At 43.0% G+C, this 22,494-nt stretch carries 16 protein-coding genes; 8 read left to right on the top strand and 8 right to left on the bottom strand.

Translation table 11 applies throughout. From position 1 onward, the window contains the following. The first annotated feature begins 107 nt into the window (after positions 1 to 107). From NZ848_RS07675 to NZ848_RS07660, 4 genes are all read left to right on the top strand, one after another. Positions 108 to 878, top strand: coding sequence for an SDR family NAD(P)-dependent oxidoreductase (locus NZ848_RS07675; protein ID WP_253531633.1), 771 nt, complete (start codon positions 108 to 110; stop codon positions 876 to 878). 76 nt (positions 879 to 954) lie between these two features. Further along, positions 955 to 2,544: an L-aspartate oxidase gene (gene nadB / locus NZ848_RS07670; protein WP_259015007.1), complete on the top strand. Its 1,590-nt coding sequence runs from the start codon at positions 955 to 957 to the stop codon at positions 2,542 to 2,544. Positions 2,545 to 2,617: 73 nt separating this feature from the next. Beyond that, positions 2,618 to 3,526 (top strand): TolB family protein, encoded by a 909-nt coding sequence (locus tag NZ848_RS07665; RefSeq protein ID WP_259015006.1) that lies wholly within the window; start codon positions 2,618 to 2,620, stop codon positions 3,524 to 3,526. A gap of 19 nt (positions 3,527 to 3,545) precedes the next feature. Continuing rightward, a complete protein-coding gene (locus tag NZ848_RS07660; RefSeq protein WP_259015005.1) occupies positions 3,546 to 4,670 on the top strand; it encodes a Gfo/Idh/MocA family protein in 1,125 nt (374 codons plus the stop codon). 120 nt (positions 4,671 to 4,790) lie between these two features. On the opposite strand, the gene NZ848_RS07655 is transcribed toward NZ848_RS07660, so the two are convergent. Both NZ848_RS07655 and NZ848_RS07650 read right to left on the bottom strand, forming a co-directional pair. Then, positions 4,791 to 5,183 carry a hypothetical protein gene (locus NZ848_RS07655; RefSeq protein ID WP_259015004.1) on the bottom strand — a complete coding sequence of 131 codons (393 nt, stop codon included), beginning with the start codon at positions 5,181 to 5,183 and terminating at the stop codon, positions 4,791 to 4,793. Positions 5,184 to 5,641: 458 nt separating this feature from the next. Beyond that, positions 5,642 to 7,399 (bottom strand): SMP-30/gluconolactonase/LRE family protein, encoded by a 1,758-nt coding sequence (locus tag NZ848_RS07650; RefSeq protein ID WP_259015003.1) that lies wholly within the window; start codon positions 7,397 to 7,399, stop codon positions 5,642 to 5,644. Positions 7,400 to 7,715: 316 nt separating this feature from the next. Here NZ848_RS07650 and ahcY point away from each other — a divergent pair, with 316 nt between their 5' ends. Together ahcY and NZ848_RS07640 are read left to right on the top strand one after the other, a co-directional pair. Next, positions 7,716 to 9,029 (top strand): adenosylhomocysteinase, encoded by a 1,314-nt coding sequence (gene ahcY, locus NZ848_RS07645; RefSeq protein ID WP_253531644.1) that lies wholly within the window; start codon positions 7,716 to 7,718, stop codon positions 9,027 to 9,029. Between the two features lie 164 nt (positions 9,030 to 9,193). After that, positions 9,194 to 9,715: a KdsC family phosphatase gene (locus tag NZ848_RS07640; protein ID WP_259015002.1), complete on the top strand. Its 522-nt coding sequence runs from the start codon at positions 9,194 to 9,196 to the stop codon at positions 9,713 to 9,715. A gap of 156 nt (positions 9,716 to 9,871) precedes the next feature. Here the strand turns inward: NZ848_RS07640 and argC are convergent, their stop codons facing one another. Continuing rightward, the gene (gene argC, locus NZ848_RS07635; protein WP_259015001.1) at positions 9,872 to 10,840 is read right to left on the bottom strand and encodes an N-acetyl-gamma-glutamyl-phosphate reductase; all 969 of its coding nucleotides are present in this window, start codon (positions 10,838 to 10,840) and stop codon (positions 9,872 to 9,874) included. 258 nt (positions 10,841 to 11,098) lie between these two features. On the opposite strand from argC, the gene lgt reads away from it, so the two are divergent. Then, positions 11,099 to 11,989, top strand: coding sequence for a prolipoprotein diacylglyceryl transferase (lgt, locus tag NZ848_RS07630; RefSeq protein ID WP_253531656.1), 891 nt, complete (start codon positions 11,099 to 11,101; stop codon positions 11,987 to 11,989). A 63-nt stretch (positions 11,990 to 12,052) separates the two neighbouring features. Here the strand turns inward: lgt and prfB are convergent. Then, positions 12,053 to 13,127 (bottom strand): peptide chain release factor 2 gene (gene prfB, locus NZ848_RS07625; RefSeq protein ID WP_101724834.1). Its coding sequence is split into 2 segments (ribosomal slippage): positions 12,053 to 13,066 and positions 13,068 to 13,127, totalling 1,074 coding nucleotides; the frame shifts between segments, so codons are not numbered across the junction. 263 nt (positions 13,128 to 13,390) lie between these two features. Between prfB and NZ848_RS07620 the strand changes: the two genes are divergently transcribed. Continuing rightward, entirely contained in the window at positions 13,391 to 14,275 is an 885-nt protein-coding gene (locus tag NZ848_RS07620; RefSeq protein ID WP_259014999.1) for a MerR family transcriptional regulator, read from the top strand. Between the two features lie 78 nt (positions 14,276 to 14,353). Here NZ848_RS07620 and secDF read toward each other — a convergent pair whose 3' ends face one another. From secDF to NZ848_RS07600, 4 genes are all read right to left on the bottom strand, one after another. Then, positions 14,354 to 17,341 (bottom strand): protein translocase subunit SecDF, encoded by a 2,988-nt coding sequence (gene secDF, locus NZ848_RS07615; RefSeq protein ID WP_259014998.1) that lies wholly within the window; start codon positions 17,339 to 17,341, stop codon positions 14,354 to 14,356. A gap of 100 nt (positions 17,342 to 17,441) precedes the next feature. Beyond that, positions 17,442 to 17,816, bottom strand: coding sequence for a hypothetical protein (locus NZ848_RS07610; protein WP_259014997.1), 375 nt, complete (start codon positions 17,814 to 17,816; stop codon positions 17,442 to 17,444). A 139-nt stretch (positions 17,817 to 17,955) separates the two neighbouring features. Then, positions 17,956 to 19,638 carry a carboxylesterase family protein gene (locus NZ848_RS07605; RefSeq protein WP_259014996.1) on the bottom strand — a complete coding sequence of 561 codons (1,683 nt, stop codon included), beginning with the start codon at positions 19,636 to 19,638 and terminating at the stop codon, positions 17,956 to 17,958. A 24-nt stretch (positions 19,639 to 19,662) separates the two neighbouring features. After that, a complete protein-coding gene (locus NZ848_RS07600; protein ID WP_259014995.1) occupies positions 19,663 to 22,479 on the bottom strand; it encodes a PQQ-dependent sugar dehydrogenase in 2,817 nt (938 codons plus the stop codon). Positions 22,480 to 22,494 lie beyond the last annotated feature (15 nt).

The raw sequence follows: 22,494 nt of genomic DNA, 5'->3' as shown, positions 1-22,494 counted from the left end.
GCATTTTGACAAATGTATTTATAAATATTTTTACTTACCGAATTGACTGCTAATTTTGACGAAAATTTACGCAGGTAAACAAACATTAATCCATAAATTTCTTTAAGATGTTTCGTCTTGACAATAAAGTAGCTATCGTAACCGGAGGAGCAAGCGGCATAGGTCTTTCCATTTCCAGATTATTCGCCAAACAAGGAGCAACCGTACACATATTTGAATTGAACATTGACCAGGCCGAACGTGAAGCCGACCTCATAAACGCCAATGGAGGTGAGGCCTATTTTCATAAAGTTGATATTTCGAAACAGAAAGAGGTAAAAAAGGTAATTGATAAAATAGCCAAAGAAAACACCATTGATATTCTGGTTAATAACGCGGGTATAGCACACATAGGAAACGTGGAAACCACCAGCGAAGAAGATTTTGAGAAGGTTTTTAATGTAAACGTAAAAGGCACCTACAATTGCCTGCAGGCGGTTATACCGCATTTGAAAAACAAAGGCGGTGTAATACTGAACATGGCCTCTATTGCAGCAACAGTGGGTATACCAGACAGGTTTGCCTACTCTATGAGCAAAGGCGCTGTTTATACCATGACCCTGCAGGTAGCAAAAGATTACCTAAAATACAATATCCGCTGCAATAGTATTTCTCCGGCACGGGTACATACGCCTTTTGTAGATGGTTTTCTAAAAAAAACGTATCCGGGAAAAGAAAAAGAAATGTTCGATAAACTTTCAAAAACCCAGCCCATAGGTCGTATGGCTAAGCCTGAAGAGATTGGCTCGCTGGCGGTTTATCTGTGTTCAGACGAGGCCGGATTCATTACCGGCTGCGATTACCTGATTGACGGTGGCTTTGTACGCCTGAACAATTAAACGCAACAGGTGTTTAAGATTTGAAACAGATTGCCGCACACACTTGTTCTATTGAAAATTATTCGAATTTTATCTCATGCGAAAAGTAGATTTTTTAGTAATTGGTTCCGGTATTGCGGGTTTAAGCTTTGCACTGAAAGCTGCCGCTAAAGGAAAGGTTTTGATTTTAACGAAAGTAAATGCCGACGAAACCAATACTAAATATGCGCAGGGTGGCATTGCTGCTGTTTTTGACCCCGAAACCGATTCTTTTGAAAAACACATCAACGATACCCTTATTGCCGGAGACGGACTCTGCGACAGAAAAACCGTAGAAATTGTTGTAACAGAGGGGCCAGACCGTATTCAGGAATTGATTGATTATGGTACTAATTTTGATAAACATGGCTCTGAATATGATTTGACACGCGAAGGGGGGCATTCTGAAAAAAGAATACTGCATTATAAAGACGTAACGGGCAAAGAGATTGAAAGGGCACTGCTGGAGCAGGTGGAGAAAAATGAGAATATTGAGATTCTGACACATTATTATGCCGTAGAAATAATTACTCAGCACCATTTAGGTGTTGAGGTTACCCGCGAAACCAACGACATTAACTGCTTTGGTGTATATGCGCTCAATGTGCATACTGGCCAGGTAGAAACCATTCTATCTAAAGTTACACTAATGGCTACAGGTGGGGCTGGCAACATTTATTCGGCCACAACTAACCCCGTAATAGCCACCGGAGACGGCATTGCTATGGTTTACAGAGCCAAAGGCCGTGTGCGCGATATGGAGATGATTCAGTTTCATCCGACCTCTCTTTACAATCCCGGCGAATACCCGAGTTTTCTGATTACTGAGGCCGTAAGAGGCGAGGGAGGAGTGCTTAAAAACAAAAAGGGTGAAGAGTTTATGCAAAACTACGACCCCCGCGGCTCACTGGCACCCCGTGATATAGTAGCACGCTCAATAGATGCCGAAATGAAAAAATCGGGGGAAGACCATGTTTACCTCGACATATCGTTCAAATCAAAAGAACTAATTCTGCAGCACTTTCCTAATATCTACGAAAAATGCCTGAGCATTGGTATTGACATTACCCGAGACATGATTCCGGTTGTACCTGCCGCCCATTATTTGTGCGGAGGCATTTTGGTTGATGAGTTCGGCCGTTCTACTATTCAGAGACTGTTTGCCTGTGGCGAGTGTTCTTCAACCGGCCTGCATGGCGCCAACCGCCTGGCTTCTAATTCGTTGCTAGAAGCGGCCGTTTTCGGCAACAGAATAGCACTCATGGCTATTGATGAAGTAGATAAAATAAGATTTCAGGAAAACGTACCCGACTGGAACGAGTTCGGAACCGAGCAGTCGAACGAAGAAATTCTGGTTACCCATAACCTGCGCGAACTGCAAAGAATGATGTCTGACTATGTAGGTATTGTACGCTCTGATTTCAGACTAGAAAGGGCATTTCGGCGTTTAAAGCTAATTAAAGACGAAACAGAAGAGTTTTATAAAAAAACCAAGCTATCGGTAAAGCTTTGCGAACTGCGAAACCTGGTACAATGTGCCGAACTGGTAATTAAATGCGCCATGAAGCGCAAAGAAAGCCGCGGTTTGCACTACACTACCGATTATCCGTATAAGTTAGGCGGCAAACCCGAAAATTCGGTCTTGTAGAGGTTGGGGTATCAACGCAAATTGAGTATATTTGATTTCTGTTCAAATCCTTAAATGCCTTATGCTCAATGCTATGAAACTCTTACTTTTTGTTTTTCCCCTTGGTGTTTATGCACAAGCCCCCCCAAATGTAGAGAGTACCCTTGAAACCATTGATATTGAAACCGGTAAAAGAACGGTAGTAATTAAAGAAAAACGCCACTTTGAAGCCCCCAACTGGTCGAGAGACGGAAAGTACTTTATCATTAACTCGGGTGGTTTATTAGAAAAAATAGCCTTGAATGGTGAGAAACTGGGTAAAATTGACACCGGTTTTGCCAACAAATGCAATAACGACCACGGTATCAGTTTTGATGGCGCGTTGCTTATCATCAGCCATAACGACCCTCGTATGCAAGGCACCGCCGGTGGTTCTTCACGCATTTTTACGCTTCCACTACAAGGCGGCACCCCACAACTAATAACAGAGAAAGCCCCTTCATACTGGCACGGCATATCGCCGGACGGAAAAACACTGGTATACTGTGCCGCAAGAACCGGCGAATTTGATGTGTACAGCATACCCGTTAACGGCGGAGAAGAAAAAAGACTGACCAACGCACCAAGCCTGGACGACGGCCCGGAATACTCTTACGATGGCAGATACATTTATTTTAATTCGCACAGAAGTGGTAAAATGCATATATACCGCATGAACCCGGATGGCAGTAATCAGGAACAACTAACCTATGATGATTACAGCAACTGGTTTGCTCATCCATCGCCTGATGGCAAGCAGATAGTTTTTATTACATATATAGAAGACCAGAAAGCAACACACCCTTTTGGTAAAGACGTAAAACTGCGTATTATGAACTTGAAAACTAAAAAAATCAGGGATCTGACTGCGGTGTTCTTCGGTGGGCAGGGCACAATCAACGTACCCAGCTGGTCGCCGGATGGCAAAAAGCTGGCATTTGTATCATATCAGGTAGATAAATAAATATTAAAACCTTACGCACATGGCTGAAAATCTTTCTCGTCGTTCGTTTATCCAGAATCTGGGTGTGGGTATTGGCACCACAGCGGCAGCCTTCGCCATCCCCTCCATTGTGAGTATTCCGGAGTCTAAACCAAAGTATGAAGGCAGGAAACTGGGTATTGCCCTGGTAGGGCTAGGCAGCTATGCCAAAAATCAACTGGCGGTTGGTTTAGAAAAAACCACAAATTGTTATCTGGCCGGTATAGTAACCGGTACACCCGCTAAAGCCGAAGAATGGATGAAGAAATATAACATTCCGAAAAAGAATGTGTATAACTACCAGAATTTCGACCAGATTGCAGATAATAAAGACATTGACATTGTGTATGTGGTGCTGCCTAATTCTATGCACCCTGAGTTTGTGATTCGGGCAGCTAAAGCAGGCAAGCACGTTATGTGCGAAAAACCAATGGCCAATACTGTAGAAGAGTGCCAGGAAATGATAAAAGCCTGCAAAGATGCGGGCGTACAACTGGGCGTTGGCTACCGTATGCACTTTGAACCTTTTACAAAAGAAGTTATCAGGATGAGCCAGGAAAAGGTTTTCGGAGACTTGCGGTTTATACAGTCAAACTTTGGCTTCAGAATCGGCGACCCGACTCAATGGCGATTGAAAAAAGCCATGGCTGGTGGCGGCCCTTTGATGGATGTTGGCATTTACTGCGTGCAGGCAGCACGTTATGTAACAGGTAAAGAGCCTTTGGCTGTTACGGCACAGTTTGGCCCGATTACTGACCAGGAAAGATTTAAAGATGTAGAGGAGTCTGTATCGTGGCAGTTTGATTTTCCGGATGCCGTAACCGTAAACGGTTTTACATCTTACAAAACCAATATTGAGCAATTGTTTATTACGGCCGATAAAGGCTTTATGCACCTGAGCCCGGCTTACAGCTATGGGCCAATTAAAGGGCGCACCAGCCAGGGCGATTTGCACTTACCCGTTGTGCATCATCAGGCCAATATGCTGGAAGCCATCTGTAAGGAATTTCTGGAAACCAAGCAATTCCCTCCCCATATATCAGGCGAAGAAGGGCTGAAAGATGCCCGGATACTATCGGCTATTTATGAGGCTGCGGGGAATGGGAAGAAGATTAAGTTGACTTAATATGGAAAAATAAGATTTGAAAACTAGACTATATAACAATAGAACTCTTATGAGGGCATTGGATTATTTCGTCCCTCTGAATAAAACACTTCAAACTTATAATTACTCACAAATGCTTACCTATTCTCTTTGCTTAATTTCCGCTATTACAATGGGCGTATTAGCCCCTGCTCCACAAGGTATTCCTGATTTACAGTTAAGGCTATACGAAGTAGCTGAAATTATTACCTTCATTCCATCATATTTGAACGCTTCCGGGAATGCACAAGGAGAAAAGAGTTGTTTTTCATTTCCTTCAATTTGAATATACCAGAAATATGCATTCGAAACCCCTGTACCATATTTTATCACTGCGTTCTTATTCTTATACTCTAGTTGCTTTACAGGTAATTGATATTTGTCCGGGCTTATACACAACTCAGCATAGAGTTTTTCATCAAGTAATGGTTGATTTTTGCTACATGCAAATGATAACATACACATTCCTGATACTAACAGAATGGTTTTTTTCATGGCCTTTTTATTTGTAATTAATAAAAATGATTAAACAATGCTTTTAAAATATTAACCAGAAAATCATTAACGATTTTCTGGAAAACTTCTTAAAAAAGACTTAAACTTATCTTTGCTATTGAAGAACAGCTTTAAACACTTCTAATAGTTAGCAAATAGAAATTGCAGAAACAAAAACCTGATATGGATTGAAAGCTTTCTTTATTCACAGACTCTTATTTTCAATATAGTAAAGTTAAACAATTTACAAATAAGCAATTCTCATTACGGGTACAAATTTATTCTACGGCATTTTTTGTTCTACTTCTCGTTTAATTCTCTTTAATAAATTAATCTATGAAGTAGTTAACAATAAAGGAAACTTAAAGCACCTCTATAAATTGCGGGTTGATTAGAATCCATAATTGATAGAGATGCTACTGATTGATATCTACTTAAACGCTAATAACCGTTCAAATTTATAACTTAGGCGCAGCCGGTTTATGTGGCGTATCAAAAGTGTTGGCACCTTTTACTTTCACTTTCCGGCGATACACCTTATCTACACAGGTAATGTACATCACATCAAAATCTGAGCCTCCAAAGCATAGATTAGATACCTGCCCCTTGGTTTTGGGTACCGGTAGAATAGCATTAACACGGCCAGTCTGGTCAAGTACCTGTATGCCGCTCAGCGTAGTTACATAAATTCTTCCGTCGCGGTCACATTTAAGTCCGTCAGACCACGCGTTTTCGTCTACATCTCTCACATGCAGCCATCCGAACTTTTGTTTATGTGCCAGCCTTCCGTCAGGTTGAATCTGATACACCCACACCCAATGCGAGGCCGATTCGGTTACGTATAATTGTGTCTGGTCGGGCGAGAGTGTCAGACCATTGGCAAATTTTAATCCCTCATCAACCTCAACTTTTTCTCCGTTGGGTCTTATCAGGTATAACTTACTTGGATTGCTTACCCCATTAGGCGCAGTGATATAAACGTTACCGTTTTTAGCAACCACAATATCGTTGCCTGTCTGGTTGTCTGCTATAACGGTTTCTTTACCTGTCTGGTCATAATTAAGAATCTGTTTGGTGCCACCGGCTACTACATACCGCTTCCCATCTGGCCCGAAGCAAGTACCGCTCGATTTCTTCGCATCAGTATCCAGTATATTCAGTTTGCCTGCCAAATCTACCTTATAGGTTTTTGAATTGGGGATATCCTGAAAGAACACTTCTCCTTTGGCATTGGCTGCCGTACCTTCTGTAAAGGTGTATCCCTCTCCTACCAGTTCCCATCCTTCATTATCAATTAGTATTTCACTTAAAAACTGGTTTTTAGATTTACCGGCGGCTACAGGCTTCGGGTAGTCTTTCCATAACCAGCGCATGGCCTCAGGGAAAACAGCAGTGCCGTGTTTGCCATTATGCCCGCCTTCTCCCCATATATGATTTACTTCATAGCCTGCAAAGGTCAACGCTCTTTCCATGGTTTCATTGGCTTTCCACCAGTCTCCGGCATAAATGTTCAAATCGTTGGTGCCATCCTGCAAATAGACCCTGATTGGCTTGGGTTCATATTTACGGATGAGTGTTGAGTATTCATGCGCTCCCCTTAAACCCACATAAGTGCCAATAGCACTAAAGACCCTTGAGAAAGCATCAGGCCGCTCCCATGCTGCCGTAAAGGCACAAACTGCTCCGCTGCTCGCACCACCAATGGCACGGTCGTTCGCGCTCTTTGATAAACGGATAGGTCGTCCGTCACTCGCTTTTTTCTTCTCTACTTCCGGCAAAAGTTCTTCCAACAAAAACCTGGCGTAGGCATCGCCCAGGCCGTCATATTCATAGCTACGGTTGAAGCGGTCAAGCGCCGTTTCTGCATTGGCTGCTTTTACCCTGCCGTGCATCACAAAGACACCGATGGTAACAGGCATTTCTTTTTTGTAAATCAGGTTATCGAAAACCGTCGGGGCCTTCCATTGAACACCGTCCTGATTGATATACACACAGGCAGGTTTATCGGGATTGTATTGTGCCGGAATATAGACCCAGTATTCGCGCCAGGTACCGGGGAAAATCTTCGAGTCCTGAAATTCAAACTTCAGCACTTCTCCTTTAGGTACGCCTGCCTGTTCGATAGAAGCGGGGTCGTCAGGATAGTTTTCATTAGGCGTCTGGGCATAGGCACACATTTGCCAGCAGGCAAAGAAGACAGCAATTATTTTTTTCATAGGTGAGAAGAAACGGATGAAACAGATTAACCAAATGTAGCAAAAACTTTTGGACTCTAAACTCCTGTTAATCAATATTATAATCACATTGCGTCTTAAAACAACCTAAATAGCATACCAATTAAAAAGTAGCCGGGCAAGCGCACTTGATACAGGTTATATATTAACCCGTTATAAACATTTGAGCCCCGTAGGTGCAAAAAATAAAATTATCCAAATAATATTTATTCAGAAAATAAATTATCCTAATTTTGCATAAATTTTAGAAAAAGAAACCAGATTAACTTTTTATTAAGGATAATTTAACTTAAAAGATATGTCAGCAGCAAAAAATTACATTCCTTACAAGGTAAAAGATATTTCACTGGCCGATTGGGGTCGTAAAGAAATTAAATTAGCCGAAGCCGAAATGCCGGGTTTGATGGCCATCCGTAAAGAATACGGCCCGTCAAAACCATTGGCAGGAGCGCGTGTAGCAGGTTGTTTACACATGACCATACAGACAGCCGTTCTGATTGAAACTTTGGTTGAACTAGGCGCTGAAGTAACGTGGTCGTCATGTAATATCTTCTCAACCCAAGACCACGCCGCTGCTGCCATTGCTGCGGCAGGTATTCAGGTTTATGCCTGGAAAGGCCAGACGGCCGAAGAGTTTGACTGGTGTATTGAACAAACTTTGTTTTTTGGTGAAGAACAAAAACCACTAAACATGATTCTTGACGATGGTGGAGATTTAACCAACATGGTTTTTGACAAATATCCTGAGTTGATTGGTGATATTAAAGGCCTTTCAGAAGAAACAACTACTGGCGTTCACCGTTTATATGAGCGTCAGAGAAACGGTACTTTGCACCTTCCTGCCATTAACGTAAACGACTCGGTAACGAAGTCTAAATTTGATAACAAATACGGTTGTCGTGAGTCGTTGGTAGATGCTATCCGTCGTGCTACCGACTTAATGTTGGCCGGTAAAGTGGCTGTTGTAGCCGGATATGGTGATGTAGGTAAAGGTTCGGCCGATTCACTTCGTGGTGCAGGTTGTAGAGTGTTGGTTACTGAAATTGACCCGATTTGTGCATTACAGGCAGCTATGGACGGCTACGAAGTAGTTACGATGGACGAGGCCGCTACCCGTGCCAACATCTTTGTAACAGCTACCGGAAACATTGATATTATTCGCGACCGCCACTTCAAGGCCATGCGTGATAAAGCCGTGGTTTGTAATATTGGCCACTTCGATAACGAAATTGATATGGCTTGGTTGAACAAAAACTATGGCCACACCAAATCTACTATCAAACCACAGGTAGATATGTACGAAATTGATGGCAAAGACATCATTATTCTGGCTGAAGGCCGCCTGGTAAACCTGGGTTGTGCTATGGGTCACCCATCATTCGTGATGTCGTGCTCGTTCTCTAACCAGACACTGGCTCAGATTGAGCTTTGGAACAACAGCGATAAGTATGAGAAAAAAGTGTATGTGCTACCTAAGCAACTGGATGAGAAAGTAGCTGCTTTCCACCTGGCTCATGTTGGCGCTAAACTTGACACCCTTAATATAGACCAGGCAGCCTACATTGGTGTGGCAGTTGAAGGGCCTTTCAAATCAGAAATGTATCGTTATTAATACGCAATATCTGAATGGTATCAGGCGGGGGTTTCAACAGAAGCCTCCGCTTTTTTGTATCCAAGCATTAGTATTTAAGCCTATAATGATAATTTATTTTGGCAAGCCCGACCATAATTAGCCGAATTTAAGCGAATATTGTGGTTTAAACCACTCTAGTTTTCATGAACCTGAAATTAAAATCCAAGCTTCGTAAAATTACTACTTTCATTTTTGATATTGACGGCGTACTGACCGACTCAACTGTACTGGCATTAAGAGGCGGCGAACTGGCCCGCACTTTTAATGTAAAAGACGGTTATGCAATGGGCAAAGCGGTGAGGTCCGGGTATTCTATTGCCATTATATCGGGCGGAAAAGAAGAGAGCGTAAGAGAAAGGCTTTCTCCTTTAGGAATAAAAGATATTTATCTGGGTGTTCGCACCGACCAGAAGCTCTCGGTTTTTGACCAATATCTGATTGATAACAACCTGAAAGCCGAAGAAACCATATATATGGGCGATGATTTACCTGACTGGGAGATTATGAAACACAGAAAAGTGCTTTCTGTATGCCCGGCCGATGCCGTAGCTGAAATTGTTGAAGTTGCCAATTACCGCTCAACCAAAGACGGCGGCAAAGGTGCGGTAAGAGAAATTATAGAAATGGTAATGAAAGAACAGGGTAAATGGATGAAGATATTTTAATCTCTGATTTTTTACTTACGGTGGATGAATTCACCGGCTACAGAAACAAAGGTTAGTTTTAATTTTTGATACCGACTTACGTCGGTATGTACCTGCAAAAACTAACCTTTGTTTAGATAGTCGCCCAATTCATTGAGTGAATGTACAATGGTTCAATCAAAATCCAGCAGGTTTCAACTTTAAGCCCGCTGTTTCTTCTAATCCGAAAATCAGATTCATATTCTGAACTGCCTGCCCTGACGCCCCTTTGGTAAGGTTATCTATAACGCTGCTTATAAGCAGATTATCTCCGTGCTTCTCCAGATGCAAAATGCATTTATTGGTATTTACCACTTGCTTCAGGTCTATTTCAGACTCTTCGCTTATATGGGTAAAGGGGTGGTCTTTGTAATAATTTTTATAGAGCGCCTGCGCTTCTTCTAGGGTGCCATCAAATTTGGTATACACATTGGCCATAATGCCTCTGGTAAAATTACCACGGTAAGGTATAAAGTTAACGGCCTTGCCAAAGTCTGACTGCAAAGACCTGATGCTCTGGTTGATTTCTTTCAGGTGCTGGTGAGTAAAAGCTTTATAAATAGAAATATTGTTGTTTCTCCAGCTAAAATGAGTAGTGGCAGAGAGCGATTGCCCCGCACCAGTGCTGCCTGTTATGGCGCTTACGTGTATATCTTCTTTTAAAATCCCGGCTTTTGCCAAAGGCAGTAAAGCCAGCTCGATACTGGTGGCAAAGCACCCCGGATTAGCAATTTTGGCGGCTGTTTTTATCTTGTCTCTTTGCAGCTCGGGCAGCCCATAGGTAAAGCCATTGCTTTCATCACGGAAGTCGGTACTGAGGTCAACAATTTTAATGTTTTCCGGAATGGTATGTTCAGCCAGAAACTTCTTTGATTCGTTATGCCCCGAACAAAGGAACAATACATCAGCTTTGCTGAAATCCTGCTCATCGGCAAATGTTAAATCAGTTTCGCCCAAAAGGTCTCCGTGGGTAGCATATACCGGTTTACCTGCCTGGCTTTTAGAGTTAACAAATGCAATGCTGGCGTTTGGGTGGTTTAGCAATATTCTCAGTAGTTCTCCCCCTGTATATCCTGCTCCTCCGATGATTCCGATATTAATTTTCATAAACAAGTAAAAAAATTTAATGCAATTCCAGCTTACCCGCGGGTAAGCTACTTGCCAAAGAATAATGTAACAGTTAATGTATTGCTAGTACAGAAAATACCCTGCCTGGCGGGTATGAAGTATAACAACAGATAGTTTGTAGAAGTTTCTGGCGCAAATTTAAGATATTTTAAATGTTCTTTCGGCTTCAATTGAAAACTTTTACATCTATGTATCAGATAAAACTTATAATTTTGGCAAAAATCTAAAATCTACATTATGCTATTTTTAGAAATACCCTGGAATGTAAATCCGATTATTGTTAAACTCGGTAGTTTTGAATTACGCTGGTATGGGCTCTTTTTTGCATCTGGCTTTCTGATAGGCTACCAGATAATGGCCCATATCTTCAAAAAGGAAAGAAAACCGGAAAAAGACCTGGATTCTCTCTTATTTGTAATGATAATTGCTACTGTAATAGGTGCACGTTTCGGGCATTATTTCTTTTATGAATTTGAAAGTTTCAAACAAGACCCCGGTAAGTTTCTGATTGATATGATTGTGCCACCGTACACAGGTCTGGCCAGCCACGGCGCCACTATTGGTATTCTTACAGCGCTGTTTATTTATGGCCGCAAGCACAAAGACCAGCCTTTTCTGTGGATAACAGACCGCATTGTTATTACTGTGGCTTTGGGGGGCGCTTTTATACGGCTGGGAAACCTGATGAACCACGAGATAGTGGGTAAACCAAGTAATGTACCCTGGGCTTTTCGGTTCAATACTTTTAGTCTGAATCCTGACGGTTCATTAAAAATGACTCCCGAGGCATTTGCCCGCCATCCTGCACAGTTGTATGAAGCACTTTCATGCCTTGTTCTGTGTGGCTTGTTGTTTTATTTATGGAACCGTTTTAAAGAAAAAACACCACATGGATTGCTGCTGGGCATATTTCTGATATGGGTATTTACATTGCGTTTCCTTTACGAATTCCTGAAAGAAAACCAGGAGGCATTTGAAGACAAAATGACCTATAACATGGGGCAGATTCTGAGTATTCCGGCGGTGCTGCTGGGTATAGGTATTCTGATTTACTCTTTAACCAAAGGAAAAAAAGATGCAGAGTATTACTCAACGCATACATTTGAAGCGAAAGAGAATAAAAAATAAAAAGAATGCCCCGCAAGATAGTTTCCTGCGGGGCATTTCAATATTTAAACAAATAAAAATGGTCTAACTGGCCATTAAAAACCCTTTGATAAACTCGTCTATCTCGCCATTTAAAACAGCTTCAGTGTTAGACGTCTGAATATTTGTCCGATGGTCTTTCACCCGGCGGTCATCCAGCACATAACTTCTTATCTGCGACCCCCACTCTATCTTCATTTTTCCGGCTTCAGTTTCTGCTTTGGCAGCATTACGTTTTTCAACCTCTAACTGATACAACTTAGACTTCAACATCTGCATCGCATGTTCGCGGTTGGCATGCTGGCTACGTTCTATCTGGCAGGTTATCACAATACCGGTTGGTTTATGGGTAAGCTGTACCTTTGTTTCAACCTTGTTTACGTTCTGCCCTCCGGCACCACCCGAGCGAGAAGTCTGGATTTCAATATCTGCATCTTTTATCTCAATATTTATTGAGTCATCCACTAAAGGATAGGCATAAACCGATGCAAATGACGTATGACGGCGCGCGTTGGAATCGAAAGGTGAAACCCGGACAAGCCGATGCACCCCGTTTTCTGATTTCAGGAATCCATAAGCCATAGGACCTTCAATCTGCAATGAAACTGATTTAACCCCAGCCGTATCACCATCCTGATAGTCGAGCTCCGATACTTTGTAGCCTTTTTTGTTGGCCCACATCATATACATCCGCATCAGCATGCTGGTCCAGTCCTGGCTTTCTGTTCCACCGGCACCTGCATTTATCTCCAATACAGCGCTAAACTGGTCTTCTTCATTAGAGAGCATTTTTTTGAGCTCTAATTCTTCCAGTATTTCATTAAATTTCTTGCCCTCTTCGTCTACTTCTTCTTCTGTGGCTTCGCCCATAGTGTAGAACTCAAACAGGGTTTCCAGGTCACCCAGAGCGCTTTCAGCCTTTTCATAGCCGCCTGTCCAGCCTTTTAGGGCGCGTACCTGTTTCATAACGTTTTCGGCCTTTTCGGCATCTAACCAGAACTCCGGCTGGGCGGTCTGGTTCTCGAGGTCATCTAGTTGTTCTTTCTTGCTATCGTAGTCAAAGATACCCCCTTAAAGCCGCTACTCTGGCTTTTAACTCCTTCAATTGTTCGGTAGTCATATTTGTGTTTGAAATTATTTATCGCTGGTAAAGACTGCTTACTTTAAGTTACAGCCTGCAAAACTACTTAATTTTATTCATTATCCTTAACTTGCGCTTTCAGATATTATTCTATTCTGATTTTTTTTAAACAACTTTTTTGTTTTGGTGTTATATCTTTACCCGAAAACGCATACTGACATCAGATGTACTGATTTATGGCTCATCTGAAAGGGATATTACCCGAACACACATTAACCTAAGTTAAGAAAATTTATAACATAATGAGTAACTACTCCATACGAGATTTAGAGCATTTATCCGGAATAAAAGCTCATACCCTAAGAATCTGGGAGCAACGTTATAATATTATAACCCCTAAACGTAGCGATACTAATATCAGAATTTATGATGATGAAGATCTGAAATTGGTACTGAATATCGCGCTCCTGAAAGACCACGAGTACAAGATTTCTGAAATTGCAAAGTTCTCAGCCGATCAGCTGTCAAAAGAGGTTATTGAAATTTCTGAGAAAAAAAACAGCTATCCGGAGCAAATACATGCGCTTACCATTGCCATGATTGACCTGGACGAAGCCCAGTTTGAACGAATAATGCATATCAATAACAATAGGTTTGGTTTTGAGGATATGATGATAAACATCATTTACCCTTTCCTGAGCCGAATTGGTATTTTATGGGTAACAGGTTCTATAGGCCCGGCACAAGAGCATTTCATATCTAACCTAATACGCCAGAAACTTATTGTGGCCATAGATAGCAAAAGCCCTTCTTTTACTGAAGAGTCGAAAAAATTTGTGTTGTTTTTACCGGAAGGCGAGCTGCACGAACTTTCTTTGCTTTTTGCCAATTTTGTACTCCGAGCCCGTAACCATAAAGTTATCTATCTGGGGCAAACCCTTCCGTTTGATGAACTCGTATATGTTTGTGAGTCTCAGAAACCCGACTATATTTTCTCTGCAATTACCACTACGCCATCTCAAAAAGACGCGCAGGCTTATGTAACGCGCCTGGAAAATAAATTTCCGGACACTCAGATTCTGCTCACCGGCTATCAGGTTATCGGGCAAGGTATAGAAACCGGCACCCATACGCGCATTATAACTCATATTAACCAGTTAATTGAAGTTGCAGAGCAAAAAGCCTGACACCATATCTAACATTTGAAAGCAAAACGCCCTGGCTTGTGTTAAGTCAGGGCGTTTGTTTTTATTTTAAAAAGGCAATTATGCTTTTTTAGATTTTTTGCTTTCTGCGGCTACAGGTGTTGCTGCGGCCAGTTTCTCAGCTTCCTTGCGCATGTCGCGTTGCATACCGTCAACAACGATAGGCGTTGCAACAAACAACGAAGAGTAAGTACCTACAATTACCCCAATAAACATAGCGAATACGAAGCCACGGATGGTTTCACCACCAAAAATCAATAATACCAATAGTACAAGCAAGGTAGAGAACCCCGTTACGGCTGTTCTACTCAAGGTACTGTTCAAGGCGTTGTTGATAACGGTAGGAATATCTTCTTTCACATCGCGTTTTTCGGATAAGTACTCACGCACACGGTCAAATACAACCACGGTGTCGTTCATTGAGTAACCCATAATGGTTAGCACAGCACCTACAAAAGCCTGGTCAACATCAAGCGAGAATGGCAAGAAACCACGAAGAATAGAGAATACCCCAAGGATAATAAGGACGTCGTGCAACAATGCCACCAATGAGCCGTAACCAAAAGCAAGCTTACGGAACCGGATATAAATATAGGCGAATACCAATATGATTGAAATTAAAACGGCTTTTATTGCACCCCAGATGGCATCATTAGCAATGGTTGGCCCTACTTTTGAAGAGCTCACTACTTTTCCTGAGTTGCCGTTTAAATTAGCCAAAGCTTTATTTACACTGGCTTGAATATCTTTTTCAACTTCTGTATTGGTGTTTTCAATTTTGTAAGGGGTGGTGATTTTCACCTGATCGAAACCTCCGAAAGTTTTAACCTCAATGGCCTGGCCCTCAAATGTAGGTTTCAGCGCTTTCTCAATATCCTCGGTATTAACAGTCTGGCTGAACTTGGCAATGTAAGTACGACCACCCAGGAAGTCTACACCAAGACCAAATCCTTTGATTGCAATTGAAATAATACCTGCAATAATAATGGCACTTGAAATAGTGTAATACAACTTGCGTTTGGATACAAAATCGAATTTCGAATCTTTAAATAGTTTCTCTGACCACTTAGTAACAAACGAAACCGATTTACCTTTACTAATGTAGTATTCAAAGAATAATCTTGAAACAAAAATAGCTGAGAACAATGACGTGAAGATACCAATCAACAACGTAGTAGCAAAACCAAGAATAAGGCCGGAACCAAAAACAAAAAGTACAACCCCTGTAATTAGCGTGGTTACGTTGGAGTCAATGATTGACGACATTGCATTTTTGAAACCATCTCTTACGGCATCTTTAAAGGTTTTACCCAGCGCCAACTCTTCTTTGATACGCTCGTAGATAAGTACGTTAGCATCGACAGACACCCCTACTGACAATACCATACCGGCAATACCCGGCAAGGTAAGTGTAGCGCCAAAAGAGGCCATTACACCTAGCAGCAGGAACAAGTTTACAATAAGGGCAATATCGGCAATGACACCGGCTTTGTTGTAGTAAATTAACACAAAGCCCAAAACTATCAACAAACCAACTAATGAAGAGATAATACCCGCCTGAGCAGCTTCTGAACCTACCGTAGCACCTACGATGTCTTCAGAGATGATATTGGTTGGTGCTGGCAATTTACCGGCTTTCAACACATTGGCTAAGTCTTGTGCTTCTTCTACAGTAAAGTTACCGGCAATGCTTGAGCGTCCTCCGCCAATTTCGCCGTTTACGTTTGGCGCAGAATACACATAGTTATCAAGAATAATAGCTATCGGGCGGCCAATGTTTGCACCTGTTAAGGCTTTCCATTTTCTGGCGCCTTCTGCATTCATCTGCATTTCAACGGCAGGTTTTCCGCGTTCATCGTAATCCTGGCTGGCGTTGGTTACTACGTCACCTTCCAAAGGCGCCTTGCCCAGGTCTTTCACAAAATACATATCCACAATTTCTTCGCTGGTGTTGGTACCATTCGCACGAGGCTTGATATCAAAAACGTAGCTGGCGTTTGCCGGGAACAAAGCACGCACATCTGAACGATCCATTACTTCTTTTACGCGGGCAATGTCTTTGGTTCTAACAGCCAGACCATAGCCTGTTGGTATGAAAAGGTTGCTGAAAGCGTTGTTCTGGCGTTGAGCCAAAGCAGTTGAGTCTCCTTTAGTTGAATCACCCTTGGCACCACCGGCCAACTGGGCACTCAGGCTGTTTTTAGAGCTGTCTTTTGGCGTGCTGGCAGTAGTGGTTTCAGCTGCTGCCGGAGCTTTCTTTCTTGCCTCAATATCCATCTGCAATAAAATACCTGCAAGACCATCAATTGCCGGGGCAATTTCCTGCATTGTATACACTTCGCAGAATTCAAGTTTAGCTGCACCAGATAACAACTTGCGCACGCGGTCAGGGTTATCAACACCCGGTAACTCTACCTGAATGCGGTTAGTACCAGACAAACGTTGAAGGTTAGGGTTAGCTACACCGAATTTATCAACACGGGTCTGGATAATTCTGAAGGCACGGTCAAAAGCGCCATCTACTTCTTTTTTAATGTAGTTTACAACCTGGCTGTCTGACGACTCAAGGCTAAGTGTACCGCGATTTGAGCTATTAGAAAAAACCGAAGCCAGTTTTGTGTCTGGTGCCAACTTTTTGTACTCCTGTGCAAACAGGTCTACAAAGTTTGTGCTGGTAGAAACGGCCCTTTTCTGAGCGTTTTCAATAGCAGTAGCTACTTTGGGGTCTCTTGCGCTGGCTGCAAGCGAACGAAGGATTTCGGCAGGAGAAACCTCAAGAATTACACTCATACCTCCTTGAAGGTCAAGGCCAAGGCCTAATTCCTGTTTGGTAAGGTCTTCAGTTGTTGTACCTAAAAACACTGGTTTTTTCCACAGCGAGTCCAGATATCTTTGTTTTTTGGCGTAATCAATTTTTCCTGATTTGTCGGTAGCAAAAGCCTCTGCATCTTTTCTGATGTCGTTGGCTTTCCAGGTACGCAATAAAAAGTAAGCACTGATTGACAGGAAGGCAACCAAAAGCGCTATAATTCCACCTTTGTTGTTCATTAGAGGGTATATTTAAGAAATAAAATTGAATTTGAATGAAGCATCATGACGGACTCATGATTGAAAAGAAGGATGGCACAGACCGTGCCGGGCTAAAATACTATGGGGCGTTGGGTGCAATGTGGTGCTCGTACAGTTTTTCGAAGTATGATAGTCTGTACAAAGGCTTGGTAATGGTTTTAACCGAGGTTTCAACTACCACATAAATAATCTGCGGAAGCGGAACAATGATAGCATAATGGCCAAAATCAAAAGCATGGCTTGGTACTACTACTTCAAGCGATACCTCTCTTACAACCGTTTGTTCTTTTGAATTATCTTTTTTGTTTGCCTTCTCAGCCTTAGTCTTCTCAACGGCAACAGGTGCTTCCGGCGAATGCTTGTGGTAAATCTGTTTACCCAAAACACTCGTCAGCACAACCATGACGAACATTAAAAGCCCGAAAGAACGCGATATGTAAGAATTTTTTGCCATTAAGGGTGACAAAGCTACAATTTTTTCACGAAATAAGTCAAATAAGCCGCTAAAAATTTAAAACTAATAAACAAAAAGCGTGCCCTGAATACTGCACTTGCAGCATATTAAGGCACGCTTCATACAAAAAACGGTATGTTTATCTGAAAACCACTACACCTGATGCTTTTAGCTTTTCAGCCTCTTTGGCAGGGAGTGTCCAGTCATTGTTAAATCTTCCTCCGGCTATTACGTTATTAACGGTACCTTTAAAGAGTACAAAGTCCTGAAATCTGGCTATGTTATTCATAGGCATCGGGGAATTCTGGCGAGACATGGCATTCTGGTTTTCGGTTAGAGTCCACCATGGTAAACCTGAGTTAACCAGCACATAGCGCGCTCCTACCGGAAACACATAAGCCAGGCCATAGTCTGTGGCCGAGGCATTTAGTTGTACCGGCAGTTTATCACTGAATTTATCAATCAGGCTATTGGTCTCTTTCGTACCGAAAAGAATCAGATTTGAACTTTCTATATCGCTCGGGCGCACTTCTTTATCGCTCAACAGGCGCGGAAACACCATTACTCTGCCAATGAAATCTCCTCTGTAAACCGACCACTCCATGGCTTTCTGTGCCTCGGTGCGTCTTCTGTTCAGTTCGTCGGCAGATGGGCTTCCACCTGTGCCATATACATATATATGGCGGTCGGCAAGGGCTTCTGCCATTGGGCCTTCGGCACCGGGTTTCTTAGCGGATGCGAAGGCACCCGAAGTATTAACAGCCCATGAGTTGTTATTTTGTGTCAGTGTTACAGTCGGGCCTGTCTCTGCTTTAATTGCCTGCCCGTTAATAACTAACTCTAAAGGCAATTTTGATTTAAAAGACGGGTGCCCATCCAGCTTTAAAGTAAAAGATTGCAGGCCTTTGGTGGTAATCTCCAGTTTATTTTTGGCAGTAAATTGGGCATCAATTGATGCGGTAGTACCCGGCGTAAACTCATCAAAAACTACCCAGTAAGCTTTATTGTGTTTATATTGGCTGGTGGCAAAACGAACGCGTTCGGGGAAAGGGTTTCTTTTGAATTGAGAGAACCAGCTGAAAATAAACTCGTCTTTGTAGGCGTTTTCCCAGCTGTTGTGTTTCACACCCGGATATTCGGTATATTCTACCTGCGCCCCGGCATCTTTAAACCGTTGCACCCATTTACGGGTTGAGTCAACTTTTACGGCCGGGTCCTGGTCGCCCTGAAAAAAATAAACCGGGTAATTCAATGCATTGGGTACCATTTCGAGGGTTCCGGCCGGAGGCGCCGGGCAAACCGGCGCAATGGCAGCCCAAATATCAGGGTAACTCAGGCCTATCCACATGGTTCCGCCGCCACCCATTGACAACCCCGTAAGGTAGGTACGGTTTTCATCTATTGAGAAACGCTTCTTTGCATCGGCAAGCATATCCATTACGTCTTTTTCAGCCACACCCTGATACCCCATTGTACCACGGGCATAAGCGCTGATAACAATGTAGTTTACATCTTTCCATTCAGGAAAATAACGGCTGGCTTCTACGTCAGACTCTCCCTCTGCATTGCTTTTGCCAAATACACGGCGCAAAGCCAAACGGTGATTAGACCCTGCCCCATGTAACATAACCACAAGAGGATATTTCTTTTTGGGATTATAGTTTTTAGGCAGATACAAGCCATAAGGCTGCTCGGTGTCGTCAATGTCAGAATGGAAAGTAAGCACCTGCGGCCCCGGTGCCAGTTTTTGCCCAAAGGTAAGGAGGTGAAATCCTGACAGCACAAAGGCCGTCAGGATTGTTCTTAAGATTAAAGTTTTCATAGTTTTTTATAGTTAAGTTGGTGCTTATTCATTTGCTCCGCTTTTAAAATCAATGCCCAATACCTGCATCATGATTTGCGTAGGCAGGGTTTTCTGATTTTTAAATACGAAATAAACATCATGCACACCCCCAGATGAAATTTTAACAGGTGCCATTACGGTTCCTCTTCTTACGGCCATCTGCATGTCTTGTCTTACACCAGGAATTGGCGGCGGCGCTTGCTGTGCTCCGTTATTAGCCTGCGGGCGGAAGGCCGCCGGTTCTTTCACCTCTATCATCTCGGTTTTGCCTGCCAGTGGGCCGGTTGGTGAATCTAATCGGATTTCAATAACGCCTCCGGCTGCTCCTACACGGGTAGTTGCCTGCACGTAGAAGTCAATCTGGTCTATGTTGGTTAAATCTATTTTGTTGTAGGCAATGTAAGAGTCGGTACCAACAATAAAGAACGACTTAGACGGGGTCATTACTTTTTGTGTTCCTTTGGCTTTATCGGCCAGCTCAGGGTCAAGGAATGAGTTTCTCAATACAATGGTTTCTTCCGATTGCAGCGCAGGCATCAGTTTGGTGCCTCTGTCTTTGTAAGAAGCTCTCAGCACAAATGAGCCGTTCTCTTTTTGCCCGGCTGGTATTGCAGTAGTGTAGCTGCCTTTGGCAGGATACGACTGTACCGCTTTTTTCTCGCCTATGCTCAGGATATATTCTACCATCGATGTGGCATCAGTAACCGAAAGCTGCGGGTGGGCACTCATGGCGTGGTCTCCCCAAACGCCCATACCACCGCTGATTACTTTCTTGGCCAACTGCTCTTTTATGCCGGCATTACCTCTGTATTTATTGGCAATATCGGTATAGCTTGGCCCCACCGATTTTTTGTCAATCACGTGGCAGGCTTTACAGTCGCTGGCTTCAATCAGTCTTTGGCCGGTTGAGGCAAAAGCGGCGGCATCTGCACCCCGGTGGTTTTGCGAAACCTCTATTTTATCATAGCCTATTGGCATGTAATCAATATTAACTGCTACCTGCTCGGGTTTAATTTTACCGTTGCTCAGGCTTCCGTCTTCTTTGTCTGTTACTTTTACCTCGTATTCAAGTGGTTTATTAGGGAAGTAAAACGTTCTGTTTCCTTTTAAAATATCAAATACAACCGTTGGAGGTTCGTTGCCTACTTTAATATCCAGCGATTTACTGTTTTTAGCACCTTTCGCATCTGTAACCGTTAAAGTTGCTTTATAAATGCCGGGTTTATCGAAACTTACAGCAGGATTTGCTGTTTTAAAGGTTCTTGTGCCAGCAGTTTTGTTGCTTACAGTCCATTGATACGTAAGGGCGTCGCCGTCGGCATCAGTTGTACCTGCAGAAGAGAAATTAACTTTGAGAGGAATTGCCCCTCCTGACTTATCGGCTGCAATCTGAACTTCCGGTTTGCGGTTACCTGCATTATATTCAACTTTTACCAGTCGTGCGTTGTCGTTACCTCTGAACCAGGCCGTGCCGTATTCAAGCACGTACAGGTCGCCGTCAGGTGCAAAGTCAATATCTATGGCGCTGCCAAAGTCTGTATTAGGCATAAAACGCTCCATTGATTTATAATTGCCGTTTTCGTCCATCGTTACGCTCATAATCCAGCCACGCATAAACTCTACAATCAGCCATTTGCCTTCATAATAATTAGGGAAAGGGCGTTTAGCCAACGGGAAATCTGAGCGATGATACACGGGCCCTCCGGTTGCGCTTCTGCCCGAGCTACCCACCAGCGGGAACTCTTCAGAAATAGCATAAGGATACCAGATAAATGCTTTTTGTGCAGGCGGCAACTCTCTCAAACCTGTGTTATTCGGTGAATCGTTGATAGGTTTGGCGGGGTCAAACTTCGAATCGGCTTTGATTTTGTTGGTTGTAAAATCCCAGTCGGCATACGCTTTGTTATCACCAATGAAATACGGCCAGCCATAATAACCAGGGCCTTTGGCCTGGTTGAACTCATCATAACCACGCGGGCCACGCTCTGAATCTTTAGAGGCATCGGGGCCTACTTCTCCCCAATACAAATATCCTGTTTTGGTGTCAATACTTGGTCTCCAGGGGTTACGATGACCCATGGTATAAATTTCAGGACGGGTTTTAGGAGTACCAACCGGAAACAAGTTTCCTTTAGGTATAGAATACGTTCCGTTGGCTTCTGGTTTAATTCTCAGAATCTTTCCGCGCAGGTCGTTCGTGTTAGAGGCCCCCCGCTGGTCGTCCCAGTTTTCCTGATTCGGACGCTCATCAATAGGAGCATATCCATCAGAGTTACTGTTACTGGTGTTATTTCCTACTGTCAGATACAGATTACCCGACTTATCGAAAACCATACCCCCGCCTGTGTGGCAACATTCTTGTCTTTGGGTTGGCACTTCCAGAAGTATTTTCTTAGACGCCTCCACGAGTTCTTCTCCTTTCAGCTCCCAGCGTGCCAATATGTGTTTCGGCACGGCGGGGTCTGCATAATACATGTAAATCCAATGGTTTTTTTCAAAATCAGGGTCTTGCACCAGCCCCATTAAACCTTCTTCCGCTTCGCGCTTTACTCCCTCGCGGTTTGTGTATTTTGTATTAACCGGAATAGTGGCAAGCGTTTTTATTTCTTTAGTTGCGGGGTTATACTGTTTCAAGGCGCCTTTACGCTCTACCAACAAGACGCGACCATCTTTCAGTAAGGCCATCTCCATGGGTTCATCCAGCTTTTCGGCCAGCACAACTTTGGTAAATCTGTTTTCTTCAGGAATCTGGGCCAGGCCTTGAAAGGCAAAAAAAAGCCCCGTTACAAAGAGACTTGTAAACTTCTTGTATTGCATCATTGATAAAAAAGGTAA

The sequence above is a fragment of the Emticicia fluvialis genome (assembly GCF_024793945.1).
GTDB classification, from domain to species: Bacteria; Bacteroidota; Bacteroidia; order Cytophagales; family Spirosomataceae; genus Emticicia; species Emticicia fluvialis.
Note: the sequence above shows the minus strand (reverse complement) of the source record. Positions and strands in the feature narration are given on the sequence as shown.

Coding starts and splice junctions, on each gene's coding strand:
- NZ848_RS07675 (WP_253531633.1), top strand. CDS start 108: ATGTTTCGTCTTGACAATAAAGTAGCTATCGTAACCGGAGGAGCAAGC.
- nadB (WP_259015007.1), top strand. CDS start 955: ATGCGAAAAGTAGATTTTTTAGTAATTGGTTCCGGTATTGCGGGTTTA.
- NZ848_RS07665 (WP_259015006.1), top strand. CDS start 2,618: ATGAAACTCTTACTTTTTGTTTTTCCCCTTGGTGTTTATGCACAAGCC.
- NZ848_RS07660 (WP_259015005.1), top strand. CDS start 3,546: ATGGCTGAAAATCTTTCTCGTCGTTCGTTTATCCAGAATCTGGGTGTG.
- NZ848_RS07655 (WP_259015004.1), bottom strand. CDS start 5,183: ATGAAAAAAACCATTCTGTTAGTATCAGGAATGTGTATGTTATCATTT.
- NZ848_RS07650 (WP_259015003.1), bottom strand. CDS start 7,399: ATGAAAAAAATAATTGCTGTCTTCTTTGCCTGCTGGCAAATGTGTGCC.
- ahcY (WP_253531644.1), top strand. CDS start 7,716: ATGTCAGCAGCAAAAAATTACATTCCTTACAAGGTAAAAGATATTTCA.
- NZ848_RS07640 (WP_259015002.1), top strand. CDS start 9,194: ATGAACCTGAAATTAAAATCCAAGCTTCGTAAAATTACTACTTTCATT.
- argC (WP_259015001.1), bottom strand. CDS start 10,840: ATGAAAATTAATATCGGAATCATCGGAGGAGCAGGATATACAGGGGGA.
- lgt (WP_253531656.1), top strand. CDS start 11,099: ATGCTATTTTTAGAAATACCCTGGAATGTAAATCCGATTATTGTTAAA.
- NZ848_RS07620 (WP_259014999.1), top strand. CDS start 13,391: ATGAGTAACTACTCCATACGAGATTTAGAGCATTTATCCGGAATAAAA.
- secDF (WP_259014998.1), bottom strand. CDS start 17,341: ATGAACAACAAAGGTGGAATTATAGCGCTTTTGGTTGCCTTCCTGTCA.
- NZ848_RS07610 (WP_259014997.1), bottom strand. CDS start 17,816: ATGGCAAAAAATTCTTACATATCGCGTTCTTTCGGGCTTTTAATGTTC.
- NZ848_RS07605 (WP_259014996.1), bottom strand. CDS start 19,638: ATGAAAACTTTAATCTTAAGAACAATCCTGACGGCCTTTGTGCTGTCA.
- NZ848_RS07600 (WP_259014995.1), bottom strand. CDS start 22,479: ATGATGCAATACAAGAAGTTTACAAGTCTCTTTGTAACGGGGCTTTTT.